The following is a 21,705-nucleotide window of genomic DNA, read 5'->3' on the forward strand; positions in this document are numbered from 1 at the left end:
TAAATTGTAATCCACTGGCTCACAGTCGGTGGTTGCAACTGGTCTCACTACTGCCCTCGGCGGTGTGGGACTTTTTTTTGGTCGGTGATTTCAAGTCATGGTGTTTTAAGTGGTTTTGGTTTGGTGTTCTTTTTTATCATTTTATTGTTGATCCATTATTAAAATTGTCACTGCTAAAACTCAAACTGGAAGCCTAGCGAATAGTAACTGCCTGGCCGGTAGCTGCGTGTCGCATAGTCATAGCCATATTTGGTATATTCTTGTTCATTTTCTCTGTAGATAAACTCTTGCAGCTTTCCTTCATCATATTTCTCATCCAGATTCGTATCACGGTACTGGGTGATCGCCTGATTAAGGATGTCCTGCACCCCGACCTTCATCTGTAAGAAAGAAGTGATCTGTTGAATCCATACCAAATCGAGGGTGGTTCTGCTGGTCTCATACACAGGAGCTACATTTAATCTACCACTGGCGACCATACGCTGCCCGATGCTATTGACCAGTACCGAGAGGGTAGTACCCCACTCAGGCTGCGCAAAATAGAGGCTGGCATTGACCACATAGGGGGCAGCTCCCATGAAGGGACGGTAGGGTTTGCCCTCAGGTTTAACTCCCAGCTCCTCATAGACAGGTCTCAGATCCAGTCGATTTTGCATGTAGGCTGCATTGGCAATGATTGAAAAATACTGCATGGGTCTCCAAGGGATGAAGCCGAGGTTCTTTCGTGCCTCTAGCTCCACGCCCTTCACCGTCGCCTCAGGTGCATTGGCATAACTCGTATATATTATCCCCGTTTCAGGGCTGATATTCCTAATCACCTGCTCGATGATGTTTTTCATGTCCTTGTAGAATACCCCTATGGCGATGAACTCTCCCTCTGAGGGGTAGTACTCCCAGCGCAGGTCATAGTTTTGGATCTCGGCATCCTTTAATCCCGCATTACCCGTGACTCTACTAAAACTTTCAAAATCATAGTAAGAGAAAGGAGATGCCTCGCGATAGGCAGGGCGATCTATGGTCTTGCCATAGGTAGTGGTGAGCTTCATGTGGTGCGTGATGTTCCAGTTGATACTAGCTGAGGACAGCCAATGCACCTGCTGGGTGTCAGGAATGGTGTCGCCCAGAGGCTCACCAGTACTCCAGTCATAGCCCCCACTGGTAAAAATCTCTCGATCCAGTGGGTCTGACAATACCCGATCATTCCACTCGTAGCGCAGACCGGCATTGAGCTGAAATTTCTTGTTCATCAGAGGGACTTCTGCTCCCGCATAGGCCGCCTGGTAACGGTTGTGTACAAAGAATATGCCTTCTGCAAAATCACGCTGGAGATAAAGTCCCTGACCACTTTCGTCCAAGATCAGGCTATCGTTGACGATCCCACTTAGCTGATTCCAAGGAGTAGAGCCAGCATACTGATAGGTGTTATCTTGACTTGAATCTGCATATCTATAATCATAGTACCACGATTCGAAGGTACGATCCTGCTTTTGGTACATGCCACCAGCTTTGAGTTTGAGATCATGAGCCAAGGTCACACTGTAGTCCAGTCCCAGATTGATTCCTTTTTCATCCGTCAAGAAACTTCCCCTCCGGGTAGTTCCGTCTGAATTCCTTACATAAAATTGACCTTGGGTCTTCGCAGAGTCAACAAAATTAAAGACATAGGTCTGTATGTCTGGAGAGGTCATGGCTGAGTAGCTCGTTCCTGCTCGCCAGACTACCTCATGCGCCCCCAATCGATGCTGTCCGCTGAGCTGTCCACTGTACAGATCCTGTACACTGTACTCATAGTTGACCTCTCTTTCAAGCAAACGGTTTGTCGTCCCCTGATCGATAGCTTTGTCTCTAATCCCTGTCTGGTCATCGACGGATCGGTTGAGTAAGACTACCGCCTGTACGCTGTGCAGGTCATTGACCTGCCAAGTCAGATTCTGCAAGGCACTCAATCTGACTCTCTGGTTGTACACAGAGTCGATCGATTCGAAAGAAGGCAATTGTGCCAACGCCTGCTCTTCGTTAAAAAAGGGGGTGATCTCCCCCACTACTTTTGACCTGCGAAACTGAGTCTGGTTGGTGTAACCCAGTGAGGTGAGGTTGTTGAGTCGGGTACTGCCGATCTTCCATGAGTCGTAGTAGTTGAGCCGGGCGCGCTGGTCCATGCCTATGTGATCAGGTTTCAGATCGTAGGGCTCGGGGAAGTCTCTAGTCACCTGTCGCATGGCTTCAGGAGCAAAAATTTTATTCCCATCATGCGGAAATTTGTAACCCGTATCGTAAAGCTTGTCCTCGTACATCCTGTCCTCCAGACCTGTTCCCATCCAGTCCTTGCTCGTCGCAGCGCTGTTGCTGTAGCCATCGGTGAAGCTCGTGCCGTCTCTGTACTGTCCAGAGAAGCCGATCTGGATGCGACGCACCGCACCAGGTGCTTTGGTAGAGACCTTGACCACTCCCCCAGCAAATCCTCCTGGCAACTCAGGTGAGGGACTCTTATAGATCATGATGTTGTCCAGCAGACCTGAGGGCAGGAGATCGAAGGAGAAAGCCCGCTGATCCTCCTCAGTGCTAGGTGCCAGCATGCCATTGATATAGGTCATCGTGTAGCGCTGGGACATGCCTCGGATCAGTACAAAGTTGTTGAGCAAAGAGACTCCCGGTACACGGCGCACTACGTCCGCCGCATCTCTATCGAGTGATCTCGTGATCTGCTGGCTGGAGATGCCCGTGATCACGACATTACTACGCTGGATCTCACTCATCAGCGAGATCTCCGTAGAGTTTTGGATCGGGGCAAACTGCACGGGGATATCTCCTCGCACCACGACCTCTCCCAGTTCGGTAGAGCTCTGGTCTAGGGCTACTTCTATCACAGAGATATTGTCCTGGAGAATCTTGATCTCCTCTAGTCGACGGGTCTGGTAGCCTACGAAGGAGACTGCCACTGTATAGACACCCACTGGCACTTCCTTAAACTCGAAGGTGCCATCTACGCTCACCGTAGTGCCTAGCCCAGTACCCTCTATCCGTACTGTGGCACCTACCAGCATATCGCTGTGGCTATCTGCATCGTAGACCTTGCCTTTGAGTCCGCCTGTTTTAGGAGGTATGTTTCGCTTGATCACTATGCGACCATTCATGACTTTGTAAGTCAGGTTGTTGGGTTTGAGTATGATATCTAGTATCTGTCCAGTAGACACCTGTGTTTGTGAGATGCGGTCTAGTTGTATATCTCTGATGTCTATCTCACTGTACACGAATCGTGAATTGAGTTGCTCTTCGAGTTGCTGCAATACTTCCTTGAGCTCACAAGGACCACAGTAGATACTGACTTTGGTTTCTAAAATGCCGGAGCTGCCTGCTGCAAGTCCGTATTGATAGGTAGTCAGCAGACCACCTAGTAGGATCACACCTGACAAGATGAGTTTCCTAAGGCACCTATTGAGTAGGTTTTTTTTCATAGTTTTGTTTTACTTATTAATTAATACTAGAGGGGTGTCTGTGACAGCAGCACCCTTCATTTTACTTGATTATTCGGCCAAGGTCACTTCACGAATCAGGTAGTGATTGGCAGTCAATTCCTGAACTTCGAATGGGTAAACCTCCTGCATGATCTTCAATATCTGTGAAAAAGAAAGTCCTGTAAAGTCTCCTGAGAATGGGAAGTGCTGGATATGTTCACCCTCGATCTCTACCTGCAGGTCAAAGCGATTTTGCAAGTACCAAGCTATCTCTGCCATACTACTGTTGTCGAATATCAACCCCCCTTCTCTCCACTGTAGATACTGCGCGACCTGGGTCTCATCGACATCTATACGCTCATCACGTCGAGAGATTCTTCCTCCAGGTAGCAGCGTGGCAAGGACAGCACTTGAGTCACTGATTTGAACCTTTCCTGTACGTACCATGACCTCATATATATCTAGATTGAGTAGTGCTTTGACATTGAATGAGGTACCTAGGACTCGGGTCTCCCATGCTCCCGAATGGACAACAAAAGGTTTGTTAGGATTCTTTTGGACATCAAAAAAGGCTTCTCCATCCAATGCTACATTTCGCTGATCACCTAAGAAGAACCTATTGTAGCTCAAAATACTACCCGACCTGATCCAGACCTTGGATCCATCAGGGAGATCGACAATCATCATCTTGCCCTCAGGCACTTCGATGGTCTTGCTGGTCATGGCTATGACTTGTTGATAAACTACACTGCGATAGGCTATCCCGATGATTGCAGAAACCAGTAGTAAGGTGATCACTGCTGCCCAACGGTATGGTAGTTTGAATTTGGTCTCATACTGGGTTCTTTTGAGAATGCGTGCCCATATACGCTGTGCTATATGACTACCATCGGTACGTCTCAAATGTGAAACATGTAAATCATCATCCAATTGATCAAAGCTATCGTACCAAGCTTCTACTTCCAGTTTCTCCTGCTCGGTCAGCATATTCATAGCCAACCTATCGAGCAAGTATTTCATTCTCTTCTCATCCATATGCATTGCCTCTATTGCGACACTCACACATAGAGTTACCTAAGGAGACCCCTTCCCTAGGTGTATGTTGTTATGGTATTGTTAAATGAAACTCTAACTAATAACAATGAGATAAAGGCGGGAAATAACTACTGACTGAGTTCGATTCTATAAAGAAGGCTCATGATCCACAATAGGGCAAAACTAAAATGACCTTTGATAAAAAGGGCAGAATAACCCTTGAAGGGTTATTCAAAAGCGAAATGAGGTTACTTGACTCTCTACGATAAAAGCAAAGAGCATAGTGATGATCTAAGCACTCGTACCAGCCATGGTATAAAAGAACAAACTAACCAATAAATAATCTGGACAGTTGCTGCGCAAATATTGCAGAGAATAATTGATGTGGTATTCAACAGTTTTGTCCGTTACCCCCATACGAAGTGCTATCTCTCGATTGGTGAGGAAATGTTTTCTACTCAACTCAAACACGTGTTTAGATTTATCAGGTAGCATCTCAATCAGTTCTTCCACTTTTTCAAGAAGATCCTTTTGCACCATACTGCGCTCCAGCTGATCATTATGTTGCAAGCTTTGATTTTTGATTTCCTGATGATGGGTCTCATGCCTGTACTGATCACGAAAATGTCTCAACACATGGTTGCGCACACTTCCATATAAATATGCCTCCACAGACACAGCCACATCGACCTGTTTTCTTTTTTCCCACAATTGACAAAACACATCCTGCACAATCTCTTCGGCCAATTCCGCTACACTGACACGCTTGTAAGCATGGATATACAAAGGTTTCCAGTAGCGGTGATAGAGTGTCTCAAATGCCTCTACGTCACCTTGCCGCAAAGACAAAAGTAAATCAGGATCGTAGATTGATTCCATTGTCATGACGAGTGGTATATAGGATTTGATTCACTCAAATTTATATACCTACCTACTCATCATCTATCAATTGATTTTATGATTATATTAAGTTTAGCAATGATGTTAGAAATCTAATAGGATAGTCCAGTGACTGATTACACCCACACCTATTCTTTACTACTTTTCTTGCTCACTCAATGCAATGATGTACTTCATCAAATCTGTAGTGGTCACTATTCCCACCAATTGATTGTTTTCCGTGACAGGCAGTGCATGAAATGGACATCTGGCAAACAACTTGGCCACATCTAGGATGCTGTGATTTACCCCGATCGTGACAGGGTTGTGCTTCATCAACTGATTGACAGAGATCATGTCCAAAATTGATTCATCAGCTTTGGTCTGCTTGTCCATCAGGTCACTCCCAAACTTCAGTCGCTCAATATCCGAGTGGCTAATGATGCCAACTAAGGTATCCTCGGCCATCACAGGTAGATGGCGAATCTTGATTTGCTCAAATACATTGATGACCTCTTTCATCGGGTCGGTGATGTTGATCGTCACCACATCTCGGGTCATTATTTTGGATACGCTTTCGTCCTTAATCATCTTCTTATCTATTTATCCTGAAACATTCAATTCAGGAGTCAAAAGTTAAAAATTTAGTTGGTTACTAGACTATACATGAAGGAGAAATCCAAAAAAAAGACATGAAATTATTCAAAACAACAAGCCCTCTTCTATCAGTTGTACTGTCTGTTTTCTTTTTTGTATAGATTATACACCCACTACACCATAGGGATGTAAATTACCTCTCGAACCCACTTGAGGCTTTTGAGGTATTGGATGGTGAGGTCATTGAGGCCAGAATCCATCTCAATGATTTGGCAGGCCATGTCATTTTTACCCTTGCGGGAAACGGTCATCGTAGCGATGTTGCAGTCGTCATGCGATATCACATCCGAGATAAATGCAATGCTACCGACCACATCATCTGCAGTGACCAAAACGGTATGCAGATTGGCCGTAAAACCCGCATCAAACCCATTGACCTTCGTGATCCGAATCACTCCACCACCACGGCTTTCTCCCTCCAGTTCCATGAGTTTATCTCCCTTTTTCAATTTGAGAAAAAGCGTATTGGGATGCTTGGTAGAGGCGTTGCCTATGGATCGAAAACTGTATTTCAATTTGCCCTTGGCATGGTCAAAAGACTGCTTGATGCGCTCATCATCTGTCTCGTAATCCAGCAATCCCGCAACGATCGCGCGATCACTCCCGTGGCCCTCATAGGTACGGGCAAAGGAATTGTAAAAAATGATCTCTGCTTCGTCTGGGATACCTCCCAGCAACTTGACACCTACTCGACCGATGCGTACGACACCAGCGGTATGAGAACTAGATGGACCAATCATAACCGGTCCTATCATATCAAAAATGCTGCTCTTTTCCATCACGTTGGGTTAATGTGGAACGCTAAGAAAACAAATATTTCAGACATCCCATCAACGATTCACCTTTTCTATCTCATCAGTTTTAACAGTCAACCGATCTGATACTCCATCACATTTTTGTCTAAAGTCTAATGGCTAACCATCTAGTATCTTAACTACTAAACAGCTACCGCTCCCTTGATATGTGGGTGGTATTCATACCCTACCAACTCAAAATCCTCGAACTTGAATTCAAAGATATCCTTCACTTCTGGATTGATTTTGAGCGTAGGGAGTGTTTTAAAATCTCTGGACAACTGCAAGTGAGTCTGTTCGATATGGTTGGAATACAGATGCGCATCTCCCAGCGTATGTACAAAATCTCCAGGCTCCAAACCACAGACCTGCGCCACCATCATCGTCAGCAAAGCATATGAGGCTATGTTGAATGGCACACCCAAAAACACATCCGCACTGCGCTGATACAGCTGGCAACTCAACTTGCCCTCAGCCACATAAAACTGAAAGAAAGCATGACAAGGAGGCAAAGCCATCGTAGGGACGTCTGCCACATTCCAGGCACTGACGATCAAGCGTCGAGAGTTTGGATTGGTCTTGATGTCATGGATCAGCTGCTCGATTTGGTCGATTGTACCGCCATCTCTGGTAGGCCAGCTACGCCACTGCACGCCATATACAGGCCCTAGATTCCCTTCTTCATCTGCCCATTCGTCCCAGATCGAGACCCCGTTATCCTTCAAGTATTTGATATTTTGATCACCTTTCAGAAACCAAAGCAACTCATGAATGATGGATCTGAGGTGTAGTTTTTTGGTAGTCACCAAAGGAAAGCCCTTGGACAAGTCAAACCGCATCTGGTGACCAAAAACACTGACAGTACCCGTACCTGTACGATCGCCTTTTTGAACTCCTTCGTCTAAAATTCGCTGCATCAGCTCGTGGTATTGCTTCATCTCGATAGTGTTTTGTCTAAAAAATGGTTCTTCAAAAGTAGTTGATTTAAGCAAAAGATGAAGGTAGCTGAGAGGACAAAACCAAATTATTGCAAAGTATCTGTATGCCATCTACATCTCTCAAGCTAAAGTCAAGAATATGGCCATTCGAATACACATTCTGTGTTATATTCGACTTTTAATCATCCCATAGAAAACTCCGAACTTATGATTGGATTGTCAAAAAAGTTGTTGTCATTCAACTCCTCTCGCTATCGACTGCTAGATGAAAACAGGAAGTTTGCTCAGACCATCCCATCTGGCGCAGTGGTACTCGACGCAGGAGCTGGAGATCAAATCTACAGAAGCCTACTCCAGCACACCCAATACGAGTCTGCGGACTTTGAAAAAGTAGACAAAGAATACGCACAATCTACCTATGTCTGTGATCTAAAAGAAATACCCGTAGAAAACAACCGCTTTGACTACATCCTGTTCAACCAGGTGATGGAACACCTCCCAGAACCCAATCTGGTCTTGACTGAGCTGAATAGGGTACTAAAACCTGACGGGAAAATCATCTATACCGGTCCCTTGTTCTATGAAGAGCATGAAATCCCCTATGACTTTTTTAGATACACCCAGTTTAGCCTCAGAAAAATGTTCAGCGATGCGGGATTTGAAATAGAAAGATTGGACTGGATGGAGGGCTATTTTGGCACGGTAGGGTATCAATTGAATAGAATGGCGCAATACCTACCGACCAATCCCAAGGATTTGGGCGGTGGACTCATGGGATACCTACTCTGCCCAATGATGTTGCTGTTGAAAATATTCAGTGCGCTGACCTCTATATTTTTTCACAAACTGGAGGTGAAAAACAAATACACCAAGAAGGGATACCCCAAAAATTATGTAGGGATATTCAGAAAGTCAACGGTCTCGACTGGCGCATGAGTCTTTGGAAATTGAAATGCTGCTATGAAAACGACACACCAAATTTCTCGGACAGCAGCGCATCGAGTTGATCGACCTCCGCTAGGAAAGTTGGATGGTCTTGGGTCACAGTTGATTCAGTCACATCCTTCCGCATCAATTTTTTCAGTTCGAGGACTTTAAAATAGAAGGATTGGGATTGGAGAGTGAACGGCAGTACCTCCATCATTTGTTCGATAGCGATCTTTTTTTGTTTGACCACAGCAATCACTTCGATTGCTTCCTCATATGCTATTTCCTTTTGATTGAGGGATGTCAACAGTCCGCAATCAAAGTCGGCACAGGCAGTCGGCCTGTTGGTGTATATCGTACAACCATCACAACCCAAGTTCTGACAGGGCTGCAGAAAGAACCCTTCTCCCTCGGTATTTTCGATCTCCAGCAAGTTTCGCAATGCTGGCACCTCCTCGCGAGCCAGCTGCACAAAACCAATGAGCGTCCCATCACAGCAGCACCCACAGGACAAACAAATATTTGACGACTCACTCATATTTCTTAAGTTTAAGAAGTGCTGAAGCCAACTGAACTCTCCCTGCTGTGGGGCGAGACACAAGTCAATTCCTACTGCCTAACCATATGAAGCAGATCCAGAGCCACTAATATGCCGCAAGGTCAGCATTAGTTCTTACACTAGGGGTCTTCTTTCTATTATTCTGCACTTAACTGAGAGGTAGCACGAACCAACAAGATCCCTAAGCACAGGTCATTGTACACGATACTAGCGATAAGAGATAGAAAATATTTTTCTTGGAGCTCCACGATGTGCGTTGGAGTGAAAATTATTTTTTTCAGGCTTCCTCGCATCCAGTTGGAGCGAAAATTATTTTTTTCGGGCTTCCTCGCATCGAGTTGGAGTGGAAAACATTTTTTTCAGGCTTCCTCGCATCGAGTTGGAGTGAAAATTATTTTTTTCGGACTTCCTCGCATCAAGTTGGAACGAAAATTATTTTTTTCGGGCTTCCTCGCATCGAGTTGGAGTGGAAAACATTTTTTTCGGACTTCCTCGCATCGAGTTGGAGTGGAAATATTTTTTTTTCAAGCTGCTTGACTAACCGTGACCGTGTCAGAGACACTATTGATCATGTAAAGTTTCAAGTGAAAAAACACTTTAATGCAACAGGGGTATTATTCTTGTTTTTCATGAATCACAACCCTGTCGCGAGGCACTGATTGTATCAGAGGCAAAGCATTACATTTTTAGTACGCCACGATATTTTACTGGAGAACTACGATTAACTAACTGTATTGGGATAGGATAAGGAAGTTGCAAACTTGGAACCAATGCAGACGATTAGGGTAAATGCTCTCTGTGCACGACGGCATGTTTGAATCAACTACAAATCAAACTTAATTGATTCACGATTTTCTACACAGGCCTCTACTGAGATTGGTCAATCTAAACTAATATTGCGATTCGATTTTCGTCTTGTCTCATGATCAATAAGAAGTCCTCCATTCTCTCGATTGTCATCACATCTATCGTGGTATTGTTGATGGGTAGCCAGCTGGTTCACCTCAAGTTCAACAACGATCTGGATGCATTTTTTCCACTGGATGATCCTGACCTGATCTACTACAAGGACTTCACCGACAAATTTGGCTATGACAATGACTACATCCTCATCGCCCTCAAAAACGACCAAGGAATCTTCCAGGCCGACTTCCTACAGCGTGCAGATTCGCTCATCAGCGATCTGGAAGACATAGTGGGTGTCAAGAAAGTCATTTCTCTCGTCAACCTGTCCAAGGTAATCAAGACACCCATGGGGTTCATAGAGGTGCCTTACCTCCATCTAGACAACACGGATGAATTACTCAAAGACAGCATCAAAGTCTACAAGGAGCCACACGTACGGGATCAATTCATCTCCGAAGACTCTCAATCCACCAAAATCATCCTATCCCATCGCAAGTTTGAGAACAAGAAACTATCTGATGCACTGGTAAGCCAAGTCTACGAGGTGATGGACAACTATCAGTTTGACAAAGTCCACATGGCAGGTCGACCGATTGGTGAGCGTGCCTATGTGTGGGCGGTGCAGGAGGATTTTAGTTTCTTCTTGATCTTCAGTGGTGCTACCATTTTGATTATGTTAATCATATTCATCAGACGACCGTCTATGGTGGCAGCCTCGCTACTCATCTCTCTCCTATCCGTGGTGATGACCCTCAGTTTCATGACCCTTGTAGGTAAGGAAATTGACATCCTGTCCACACTGATTCCGTCTATATTGCTGGTCGTATCGATGTCCGACATCATCCATTTGTTTGCACATGCACAAGAGGCCTATGCCCAAGGTGCCACGCTCCCTGACGCGATCAATCAGACCGTCAAGAAAGTAGGCTTTGCTACCTTCTTGACCTCTGTTACTACGGCCGTGGGATTCATTACCTTGATTTCGATACGCGTGCAGCCGATCATCGATCTGGGCATGTACAGTGCCGTGGGGATTGTCTTTGCCTTCCTTCTTACTTATTTGTTGTTTCCGCAGATGATGTTTTTGATCAAGCCTAGGTTCAAAAGAAAGCGTCAAAACAAACTGCTCAAATCGTTTTTGCAGGTACTCTATCACCTCGTGATGACGAAGCAAAAAACGATACTCATCACCTTTGGGGTTGCATTTCTGCTAGTCCTAGTAGGGATATCCAAATTGCAAATCAATGCTTACCTGATCGAGGACCTGCCCAAAAACGATCCCGTCAAAGAGGACTTCATGTACTTTGACAGCCAATATGGAGGTACGAAACCCTTCACCATGAGTGTATGGACACCAGATAGTGCAGAGATCTACTCCAAGGAAGTCATCACGCTGATCGACTCGATTGAGACGCTGGCGCATGAGACCCTCAATGCCAACAACCTCGTCTCACCTGTGACCATCGTCAAGTCCATCTATCAAATGCAAAATGGTGGCTTTGCGAAGAATTACAAATTGCCAGAGACGGACACCGAATGGAAAAAAGTCTTCCGAGCCATCAAAAAAGGGCAGATCGAACAACGCTTCTTCAAAGTCACCGAAAACAACCTGGCACAGATCAGCGGCTTCTCCAAAGATTTTGGGTCGAGAGATGCGACCCTACGTAGCAAGAAGTTTTCAGAAAAACTAGACCAGTCATTGGATAAATCTGTGTTGGATTACAGAATCACAGGCTCGTCACAATTGATCGAAAAGAGCCACGAAACCCTCTCCATGAACCTGATGAAAGGGCTCTTCGGAGCGGTCATCATCGTCAGTATCATCGCTGGCTACATGTTCAAATCTTGGCGCATGATCCTGATCACGCTGATTCCTAATCTCTTCCCTATCATGGCGATCGCTGCAGTGATGGGATTTTTTGGTATCCCGATCAATCTGGGCACCTCGATCATCTTTGCGATCTCCTTTGGGATTGTGGTAGACGACACCATCCATTTCCTCAGCAAGATGCGGGAGGAAAGACTCTCTGGCCGCAGCATGGTCTATGCCATCAAGCGAACCATCTTCGCAACAGGTGAACCGATCATCGTCACGACCATTATTTTGACCTCAGGTTTTGCGATCTTCTGCTTTTCACAGTTCGCCGCTACTTTCAACACTGGGCTTTTTGTGAGTGTCTCCTTCATCGTGGCATTGATCGCAGACCTGACGCTGTTGCCTGTATTGATACTCTATTTTCTTCCCAGAAGAAATCTGGGAAGATGAAAGAGAGTCAGAAACAATAACAGATATCCTGACTCTTTTGCATTTTTTCATCACTGTCGTTACAACATTTCTGAATGCCAAATTCTTCAAGGTCAATCATTAAAAAAGTCAAATATCCCTGAATCACAACGAGACGACTAATTTCGTAAAACACTCCACTCATTGCAGGCTCTCTAGGCTCCTGTTAATCAAAGTAAGAAAAGAAGCCCAAAGAGAAATGATTATCCATAAAGGAGGACAAACAATTTAAATCCAAAATTTAAGAGAATACCCTATGTCAGCTCCTTCTTGGATTAACTAATTTGCGTCAGCAATCATCTAGTGAAGAAAGCCATTTCTTTGCCTATCATTTAAAAATGAATCACGAAGAATCCGCCATCAACACCACCTATATCAGTCTAGCATCCAATGCTATCTTGGCACTGATCAAGGGAGTTGCAGGAATATTGGGGAACTCCTATGCCCTGATCGCGGACGCCATAGAGTCTACTGCGGACATTTTCTCCTCCCTACTCGTACTGCTAGGTCTCAAATACGCCAAACGTCCAGCAGATGCCAACCACCCCTATGGTCATGGCAAAATCGAACCTCTCATCACCATCTTGGTAGTTGGTTTTTTGATTGGTTCTGCCGGACTCATTGCCTACGAGAGTATCCAGCATATCCAGACACCGCACAAAGTACCCAAGCCTTGGACTCTGTACATTTTGGCAGCCATCATCCTCTGGAAAGAACTGTCCTACCGAATGGTGATGAAAAAAAGCAAAGAAACCAATAGTTCTGTCTTGCGTGCCGAGGCTTGGCATCATCGCAGCGACGCAATTACCTCTGTTATGGCATTTATAGGCATTTCTATCGCGCTGATTTTTGGCAAGGGCTATGAAACAGCCGATGATTGGGCCGCCTTGCTGGCTTCTGCCCTTATTATATACAACAGCTTTTTGATCCTAAGACCTGCAGTAGCAGAGATCATGGACGAACACAGGTATGATGATTTGATAGACGAAATCCGGGAGATTTCATTCACCGTAGAAGGCATCCGTGGAACGGAAAAATGCTTTGTACGCAAGACTGGTATGCGCTACCACGTAGATCTACATGCCCGTGTGGACGGTCATATCTCAGTCAAGCACGGGCATGATTTGGCACACCGACTGGTCGATGCTTTGCATGAAAAAATCCCTATGCTCGGTCAAGTTTTAATCCATATCGAACCTCATGAATAGAATATCATTGCTCTATGGGATATTTACTTACCACAAATAGTCTAAAACATGCATAATTTTGACTGTGCTAACCAACTTACTAAGTATTGAATTAAGTTTGAAACAATAAATAATTGAAAGACTACCATGCGAAATTTGATTAACCAACTGACCTTTGGTTTTGCACTTCTATTAGGTGCTTGTTCTGGCCCACAGTATGATGAGGCATCTGTCCCCGACGAACATAGATTCACCCAAGAAGTATTCTTGACCAACCTCAACGAACCTGTGGAGTTGGAAGTGCTGCCCAATGGACAGATACTTTTCGTCCAAAGAAAAGGAGGAATCAAACTGTACGACCCCCAAAACATGCGTATGGTACGCACTGACAGTATCGCCGTATTCTATGGGTTCGAAGATGGGCTCATGGGTATGGCCGTGGATCCCAACTTTGACCAAAACAACTGGTTGTATCTCTATTACTCACCAGTAGGAGATGAACCCAAGCAGCATTTATCCAGATTTGTCTATGACGAAAACGGTCTTTCGGATGAAAAAGTAATTTTGATTGTTCCTACTCAACGTGACGAATGCTGTCATACGGGTGGGTCTATAGAGTTTGGCAGTGATGGTTTGTTGTATCTATCCACAGGAGATGACACCAATCCTTTTAAATCTGAAGGTTTCGCTCCCATCGACGATCAAGAGGGTAGATCCTCATTTGATGCACGCAGAACCTCCTCCAACACCAATGATTTGAGAGGCAAAATCCTCCGAATCAAACCAGAAGATGATGGTACCTACAGCATCCCGGCAGGCAATCTCTTTGAAGACAATGATCCCAAAACCAGACCTGAGATCTATGTCATGGGATGTAGAAACCCATACCGCATCACTGTAGATCAAAAAAGAGGTTGGTTGTTTTGGGGAGATGTCGGCCCAGATGCTGGTGACAATGATTCACTCAAAGGCCCAAGAGGTCACGACGAAATGAATGTAGCCATGAAACCAGGCTACTATGGCTGGCCTTTGTTCATCGCGGACAACAAGGCCTATGGTGATCGTGATTTCGAAACCCAAAGAGTCGATGGCTATTTTGATCCCAAGAATCCGATAAATGATTCCAAATACAACACGGGTATTAAAAATCTCCCTGCAGCTACGCCAGCGATGATCTTCTATCCCTACTCTCCTAGCGAAGAATTCCCACAACTAGGACAAGGTGGACGAACTGCCATGACAGGCCCTGTATTTTATACTGCCAAAGGCATGGACAAGAAAAACGGCTTTCCTTCCTATTTTGACGAGAGACTATTCATCTATGACTGGATGAGAGATTGGGTGTACACGGTCAAAGTAGATGAAAACGGAGTTGCATCAGATTATGTGCCATTTACCCCCTCGGCAGACTACCGCAACATCATCGACATGGATTTTGGGAATGATGGTATGCTCTACATGATAGAATACGGCACAGCATGGTTCAAACAAAACGAAGACGCCAAACTGAGCAGAATTAGTTTTGATAGAGGCAACAGAACCCCAGTAATGAAAGTCAAGTTGTCCGAAAGCGTGGGCAGCAGTCCATTGACAGTCACACTTGATGCTAGCGATTCTGAAGACTATGACGGAGACGATTTAAAGTATGTCTGGAAGATTGGACAAGAAGAATTTGAATCGGCAAGCATTACCTACACTTTCACAGAAAATGGGGTTCACTATCCAAGGTTGACACTCACAGACGGTGCAGGGCATACCCTGATGGAACAATTCAAAATAGAAGTTGGAAACGATGCACCTGTAGTTGATATCAACATAAAAGGCAACAAAACTTTCTACTGGCCTGGTAGAAACATCCAATACGATGTAAGTATCACAGACAAACAAGACGGTACCTTGAATCACGGAATTGAACGAGAAGAGGTAAATTTCGACATCTTGTACATGGATGGGTTTGATCAAGCTCAAGTCCTAGGACACCAAATGCCTGTCACGTCAGGAGAATACTTGATCAGTAAATCAGACTGTATGTCCTGTCACAAAATCAATGACAAATCTGTAGGGCCTTCGTTTGTAGAGGTGTCCAACAGATACAAAACTGACCCTGATGCCATCGAATACCTAAGTGCGAAAATCATCAAAGGAGGTAGCGGAGCATGGGGAGACCACGCTATGTCTGCCCACCCAGATTTTACTCAAGAAGAAACCCAAAGCATGGTAGAATATGTACTGTCTCTTGGGGAGGAGAAACCTGCGCTTCGTCCTCTCAAAGGCATATACACTGCAGACGACAAGGAGGACAAAAAACTCATTATCATAAGCGCACAATATGAGGACAAAGGTGCTCAAGGTATGTCCAATATATCGGCTGTAAAATCCATCATGCTCAAGTCCAATGTACTCAAAGGCTCGGAATCCATTGAGAATAAAAACATTGAGGCTAATAAGAATGGTACGATCAACAGGGTGTACCATGAAGGCTGGCTGGCCTATGACAATGTGGACTTGACTGATATCGTATCGCTCGAACTCCGAACCAAACTATTGAGTGATCAACCTGTTCTAATCACAGTAAAAGCAAACAGTCTGGAAGGATCTGAAATTGGTAAATTGACACTTACAGAGAGAGATAAAAATTTTACTTCTCATGAGATCCCTCTACACATCAATACGGGAGCTGTTAACAAAATATATTTGATAATCACTGGACAAACAAAAGACCAAAACTTAGTACAAATTCAAACACTAAAATTCAATCCGCATGATTAATCGCAATTCAATCTTACTGTCTCTTTTTGCTGTATGCGCAGTGACATTTAGTTCATGTAGTTCTAAAACTGAAACGAACAGCGAAACAGTAAAAGTAGCCAACACATCTGGAATCGGTCTCCAACTCTACACAGTAAGGGATGCGATGGCTGCTGACCCAGTACAAGCATTGACTAAAATCTCTCAATTGGGTTACCAATACTTGGAGTTGGCTGGCTATGACAATGGCAAATTCTATGGTTACGAACCTGCCGAATTCAAAGCGATCATAGATTCTCTCGGCATGACAGCCATCAGTTCACACACCAGTATCAATTTCTTGGAAGAAAACCCTGAATTGGCGATCGAATCCTCTAAAGCATTGGGTCTGTCATACATCGTGTTACCTTGGTTGAGTCCAGATCTCAGAGATTCTATCGGTGATTATCAGAACCACATCGCCTTGATGAACAAAGTAGGTCCTATGATTTCTGCTGCCGGGATGACATTCGCTTACCACAACCATGACTTTGAATTCGACACGCTGCAAGGTCAAGTCCCTATGGAGTTGATCCTGGCGCAAACCGATCCAGCACATGTCAAACTAGAATTGGATTTGTATTGGGTATCAAAAGCGGGTCTAGACCCGATTGCTTTCATGAGCAAAATCCCTAGAAGAGTAGTCCTGTGGCACGTCAAAGACATGGACGACAGTCCTGAGCAGAAGTTCACCGAAGTGGGAAATGGCACGATCAACTACGCTGAAATCTTCAAGCAAAAGGAAAGTACGGGGATGGAATATTTCTTCATCGAACAAGATCAGTCTGATGCACCCATGACTAGCATCGAGACTTCTATCAACTATGTCAAACAATTGTTAAAATAGACACTAGATATTAGATTTTAGACACTAGATTATTCTAATATCTAGTGTCTAAAATCTCAAAAACACACAGATGAGGGTATTAGGGGCGGCAGTTTTATTATTATTGAATACAGCGCTTTGGGCGCAAAAGATTGAAGGAGTAGTGCATGATCCGATCAATGGAGATGCTTTGATTGGTGCTACGATCCTGCTTGACAAGGGACTATCAGGGACTAGCTCAGACGAAAATGGCAAGTTCTCTTTCGAGGGAATCGCACCAGGTTTACACAGCATCACTATCAACTACCTCTCCTACTTGCCCTATACACAACAGGATGTTTGGGTCAAGACGGGCAAGACCACTTATCTAGAAATCGCCATGCAACGAAACCCTAATCAGCTAGATGAGCTGGTAGTGACAGAAAGCAAGTCTCTTTCTCAAATGTCCTCTATAGAAATCACGGAGGAAAAAATCAACCGCTATGCAGCTACGTACTATGACCCTGCCAGACTCGCGTTGGTCAGCCCAGACGTGATGGTCACCAACGACCAAAACAACCAAATCTCCGTAAGAGGTCTCTCCCCCGAACTCAATGTCTGGAGACTGGAAGGTGTAGAAATCGTCAACCCCAATCACCTGTCCAACGCCGGAACGTTCAACGACCAACCGGCTGCTACAGGCGGTGGCGTCAACATCCTCAGTGCCCAGATGCTGGACAAATCTCAGTTCTACATTGGCGCAATGGACAACTCCAAAAACAACGCCGTAGCAGGGCTATTTGACATGAACTTTAGAGACGGATATGCAGGTGGCAGACAATACACGGCTCAGGCATCTTTGATTGGTCTGGATTTCAGCGCAGAAGGCCCTTTCAAAGAAGGAGGAAAAGCCAGCTACATCGCCAACTACCGTTATTCATTCACAGGATTACTGGGGCTCATGGGTGTAGATTTTGGCGGTGAGGTCATAGGATTTCAAGACCTCTCCTTCAATATCAATCTACCGCTCAAAAACAATGCATCCATCAATGTCTTTGCGCTAGGAGGACTAAGTGACAATGACTTCAAAGCGAAGAGTTATGCCGATAGTGAAATAGAAAAAGATCGTTCAGACATTCACTACCAAGGTAAAATGGGCGCAATTGGTACGAGTTATGAAACGCCGCTTGGAGATGACTTCAGGTTGAAATTTACCTCTGTATATTCCGCTTCCAAAGAATCAAGAGATCAAAACTACTATGACAACAATGACAATCTAATTGACTTCCTTGACAACAAGGAAAGTCAAAACATATGGAGCAATCGACTTAACCTTACTTGGGATTGGAACAGATCACTTGTAGACATTGGCAGCAATTATAACATCTATGAATACAAACAAGAAGCTAGTATGCTATCTATTCCTACAATCATCAACCCTCCTAATATACAAAAACAACTAATCACACCTTATCTCAACTGGGATTTGCAACTGACACAATCGTTCTCGCTGCAGACTGGACTGACCTATTATATCCTCTCACATAAGTCTGATTTCGAATATACTTTAGACTATCGTGGATCTCTCCAGTACAATTTAACGAATACAAAATTTGGAATATCCGTAGGTAAATACAGTCAACTGCAACAACCCAACACTACCTACATACATTACAGAGAACTCCCAGCTAATCCCATAATCAATCAACAAAACCTACTCCAGAGTTACCGTTACATAGCTCAAATCGGTCATTCTTTGCATCAACAAAACATCAAATTGGAAGGCTTCTATTATTACTTCCCAGAGGTAAATTTGTTGGAAATAGGTCAATTCGAATTATTCGAACAATCTTATCAAACTTTGATATTGAATCAATACTCCTCAGAAACCAAAGGCATCAGCCTCAGCATCAATGGAGCAACCCAACTCTTCTATTATCAAATGGGTGGGACGTGGTTTGATGCTACGATAGATGGTCAAGACACTCCATACAACATCAGACAATCTTACAGTGGAGCGATAGGAAAGAAATGGCTATTCGATGCCTCTGGTAGCAACAAAGAACTATCAGTAAACCTAAAGGGAATCCTGCAAGGTGGGGTGCATCAGTTCAGTACAGATGAACAATTCAATCATCAACTCAACAACTATGCACGTCTCGACCTACGTGTACAATGGACGAAGAGCAAGAAAAATTCCACGCGTGCTTTGGCTCTAGACATCCAAAACCTCACCAATCAACAAAACGAAGCATATCAATACTTTGACACCTTTACAGGTCAGGTAGAAATGAATTATCAATTGGGCATGCTTCCCATTTTAACTTACAGAGTAGAATTCTAATGAAAGCAAAAATATTCAGCGCACTATATTTTCTCATTTTCGCGGCATTCGCCTACCTGCAATTCAACGATCCCGATCCTATGTTTTGGATTACGATTTACGGTATGGTTGCCATCGTTTCTATGCTTCGCCTATTTGGTCTTTATCATCGATGGGGCTTTTTTGTCATCACTATTTCCCTGTTAGGGATAGCTTGCTTCTACCTGCCTGGACTTGTAGAATACCTGATTCAACCCAACAAAAATGAAATCGTAGGACAGATGGTGTATAAGAAACCCTACATTGAAGAAACAAGAGAGTTCATTGGGCTATTGATGGCAGCTGGAGCGATGTACCATCTTGGCAAACTCAAATAATACATTGGTAATTACTGAGGCAAACTAACAAAGAAGGTACTACCCTCTCCATGTGTAGATTCAAGCCAGATTTTCCCTCCTAGATCAGAGACATACTTCTTGACTATAGACAAACCTAGACCCGTCGATGACTCTCCGCCTGTAGGAGTTGCGCTTAATTTTTGAAAGCGATGAAACATCAGTTCTTTGTCCTCTTCGCTGAAACCAGGACCATTGTCCTTGACTACAAAAATAATGGTTTCATTTTCATACTTTGTTTCCAAGATCACTTCAGAATCTGGCGGAGAAAATTTGATGGCATTAGAAATCAAATTTTCCAAAACCAAAAACAAGAGCATATGATCTGTCACCAAATTGTAATGACTGCTAGGTAAATTCACCTTAAAATCAATTGCTTTTTGAGTAGCAGCAGGACGATAGCGACTAGCCACATCATTCATTGTAGAGCGGATATCCACTTTTTCTCTGAGCAGCGTACTCTGATTTCTCTCCAAAGCATCCACATCCAAGATTTTGTTGACCATCTGGTGCATTTTGGCCGCAGCGTCATTGATCAAGTTCAAAAAGCTCCTTTCATCTTCTGACATTTCTGTCTTAGCATCCTCTAGCAAATTGGACAATCCTACGATATGATTAAGAGGAGAACGAAGATCATGTGCCAGGATATTGACGAGATTATTTTTCTCTTCATTGAGTGCTAGCAACTGAATGTTTCGATTGAGGAGCTGCTCATTTTTCTGACGGATGTCGCTTTGCTGTTCTTCGATCTGGGCCTTTTGTTCAATTAATATTTTGGTGGTTCTCTGATTGTTAAAAAACAAAACTGCAATCACCAGCAGAAACAGTCCTATGATTACGATCCCAAAAACCAACATCCTTTTGTATTCCTTTTCCTCTTCCAGTTTCAAATTGGCATTCTGAATGAGTGCCAGTTGCATCTCTTTTTCTTTGGTCAGGATAGAAGTACTCAACTGCTCGTGCTCATCGACATGATCCATGAACTCAAACAACTCAGGTCCCATGTACTCAGATACAATTTGTGCAATTTCCATTTTGACATCAGGGTCAGACATGAATTCATTGAAGGGAATATCCCAATCACTACTTGGGGGCATGATAAAACTATACCCTTTCCCTTTGGTTGTAAAGAAATTTTGACGTGTCAATACCTCTCCTCTCTTGATCAACATCAGATAAATCGGTAAGTCAATAAACCCAAACCTGTCTGTAGATTGATTGATCACATCTAGAATATTACGATCACTCTCGATAAAAATAATTTCGAACTCCACCCCCAATTGATTCCTCAGGTCAATCAGCATATTTTCATAGCTTGTACCCTTTATGGTCACTGCCTTCATGCTGATCATCATATCGTAGATTTGATCATAACCATGTACGATTGGTGTCCCCTTACTGGAGACCAAAACTGTAATATCAGGAAGATATGGTTCTGTAAATTTTAGAAAGTCCTTTCTTTCGTCTGTGATAGACAAAGCAGATACACCAATAAACTGAGGTTGGCTAGAATCTCTTACTCTCTCAATGATTCTATAAAAATTATTAGTTTCCACCCAATTGAGCTTCAAATCCACTTGATATTTGTCATTCAAATAGATTTTGAAAGCCTCCATGATTTCACATTCTACTCCGACCATTTTGCCAGATGGATCAGCGTATATAAAGGGAACCGAAGTGAACCAAAGCAAATCCAATTGAGCCTTTTTATTGATCTGCGCATTGCGCCATGACTGTCCATTTACTAGCCAAGGGATTAACAACATACAACAAA

Annotated in this window: 15 protein-coding genes; 7 read left to right on the forward strand and 8 right to left on the reverse strand. The window is 43.9% G+C overall.

The window, feature by feature from the left end:
* Positions 1 to 173: 173 nt before the first annotated feature.
* From N6H18_RS16550 to N6H18_RS16575, 6 genes are all read right to left on the reverse strand, one after another.
* Complete coding sequence (locus N6H18_RS16550) at positions 174 to 3,455, reverse strand: TonB-dependent receptor (protein WP_262309395.1); 3,282 nt, start codon at positions 3,453 to 3,455, stop codon at positions 174 to 176.
* Positions 3,456 to 3,524: 69 nt separating this feature from the next.
* Entirely contained in the window at positions 3,525 to 4,490 is a 966-nt protein-coding gene (locus tag N6H18_RS16555) for a FecR family protein (protein ID WP_262309396.1), read from the reverse strand.
* Positions 4,491 to 4,781: 291 nt separating this feature from the next.
* Positions 4,782 to 5,369 carry an RNA polymerase sigma-70 factor gene (locus N6H18_RS16560; protein ID WP_262309397.1) on the reverse strand — a complete coding sequence of 196 codons (588 nt, stop codon included), beginning with the start codon at positions 5,367 to 5,369 and terminating at the stop codon, positions 4,782 to 4,784.
* Positions 5,370 to 5,528: 159 nt separating this feature from the next.
* On the reverse strand, positions 5,529 to 5,960 hold the full coding sequence (locus tag N6H18_RS16565) for a CBS domain-containing protein (protein WP_262309398.1): 432 nt from the start codon (positions 5,958 to 5,960) through the stop codon (positions 5,529 to 5,531).
* Positions 5,961 to 6,139: 179 nt separating this feature from the next.
* The gene (gene sdaAB / locus N6H18_RS16570) at positions 6,140 to 6,805 is read right to left on the reverse strand and encodes an L-serine ammonia-lyase, iron-sulfur-dependent subunit beta (RefSeq protein WP_262309399.1); all 666 of its coding nucleotides are present in this window, start codon (positions 6,803 to 6,805) and stop codon (positions 6,140 to 6,142) included.
* Between the two features lie 158 nt (positions 6,806 to 6,963).
* On the reverse strand, positions 6,964 to 7,758 hold the full coding sequence (locus N6H18_RS16575; protein WP_262309400.1) for a thymidylate synthase: 795 nt from the start codon (positions 7,756 to 7,758) through the stop codon (positions 6,964 to 6,966).
* A 207-nt stretch (positions 7,759 to 7,965) separates the two neighbouring features.
* Here N6H18_RS16575 and N6H18_RS16580 point away from each other — a divergent pair, with 207 nt between their 5' ends.
* Positions 7,966 to 8,694 carry a class I SAM-dependent methyltransferase gene (locus tag N6H18_RS16580; RefSeq protein ID WP_262309401.1) on the forward strand — a complete coding sequence of 243 codons (729 nt, stop codon included), beginning with the start codon at positions 7,966 to 7,968 and terminating at the stop codon, positions 8,692 to 8,694.
* 22 nt (positions 8,695 to 8,716) lie between these two features.
* On the opposite strand, the gene N6H18_RS16585 is transcribed toward N6H18_RS16580, so the two are convergent.
* Complete coding sequence (locus N6H18_RS16585; RefSeq protein WP_262309402.1) at positions 8,717 to 9,223, reverse strand: YkgJ family cysteine cluster protein; 507 nt, start codon at positions 9,221 to 9,223, stop codon at positions 8,717 to 8,719.
* Positions 9,224 to 10,166: 943 nt separating this feature from the next.
* On the opposite strand from N6H18_RS16585, the gene N6H18_RS16590 reads away from it, so the two are divergent.
* The 6 genes from N6H18_RS16590 (at position 10,167) to N6H18_RS16615 (ending at position 19,913) form a co-directional block, all read left to right on the forward strand.
* A complete protein-coding gene (locus tag N6H18_RS16590; RefSeq protein ID WP_262309403.1) occupies positions 10,167 to 12,416 on the forward strand; it encodes an efflux RND transporter permease subunit in 2,250 nt (749 codons plus the stop codon).
* A 356-nt stretch (positions 12,417 to 12,772) separates the two neighbouring features.
* Positions 12,773 to 13,642: a cation diffusion facilitator family transporter gene (locus tag N6H18_RS16595; protein WP_262309404.1), complete on the forward strand. Its 870-nt coding sequence runs from the start codon at positions 12,773 to 12,775 to the stop codon at positions 13,640 to 13,642.
* Positions 13,643 to 13,768: 126 nt separating this feature from the next.
* On the forward strand, positions 13,769 to 16,390 hold the full coding sequence (locus N6H18_RS16600; protein WP_262309405.1) for a PQQ-dependent sugar dehydrogenase: 2,622 nt from the start codon (positions 13,769 to 13,771) through the stop codon (positions 16,388 to 16,390).
* Positions 16,383 to 17,255, forward strand: coding sequence for a sugar phosphate isomerase/epimerase family protein (locus tag N6H18_RS16605; protein WP_262309406.1), 873 nt, complete (start codon positions 16,383 to 16,385; stop codon positions 17,253 to 17,255). Before N6H18_RS16600 ends, N6H18_RS16605 begins: the two co-directional genes overlap by 8 nt.
* Before the next feature lie 70 nt (positions 17,256 to 17,325).
* Entirely contained in the window at positions 17,326 to 19,557 is a 2,232-nt protein-coding gene (locus N6H18_RS16610; protein ID WP_262309407.1) for a TonB-dependent receptor, read from the forward strand.
* Positions 19,557 to 19,913, forward strand: a complete 357-nt coding sequence (locus N6H18_RS16615; RefSeq protein WP_262309408.1) for a transmembrane 220 family protein — start codon at positions 19,557 to 19,559, stop codon at positions 19,911 to 19,913. Before N6H18_RS16610 ends, N6H18_RS16615 begins: the two co-directional genes overlap by 1 nt.
* An 11-nt stretch (positions 19,914 to 19,924) precedes the next feature.
* Here the strand turns inward: N6H18_RS16615 and N6H18_RS16620 are convergent, their stop codons facing one another.
* Positions 19,925 to 21,697, reverse strand: a complete 1,773-nt coding sequence (locus tag N6H18_RS16620; RefSeq protein WP_262309409.1) for an ATP-binding protein — start codon at positions 21,695 to 21,697, stop codon at positions 19,925 to 19,927.
* Between the last annotated feature and the right edge of the window lie 8 nt (positions 21,698 to 21,705).

Origin of the sequence: Reichenbachiella agarivorans (assembly GCF_025502585.1) — a bacterium.
Lineage (GTDB): Bacteria > Bacteroidota > Bacteroidia > Cytophagales > Cyclobacteriaceae > Reichenbachiella > Reichenbachiella agarivorans.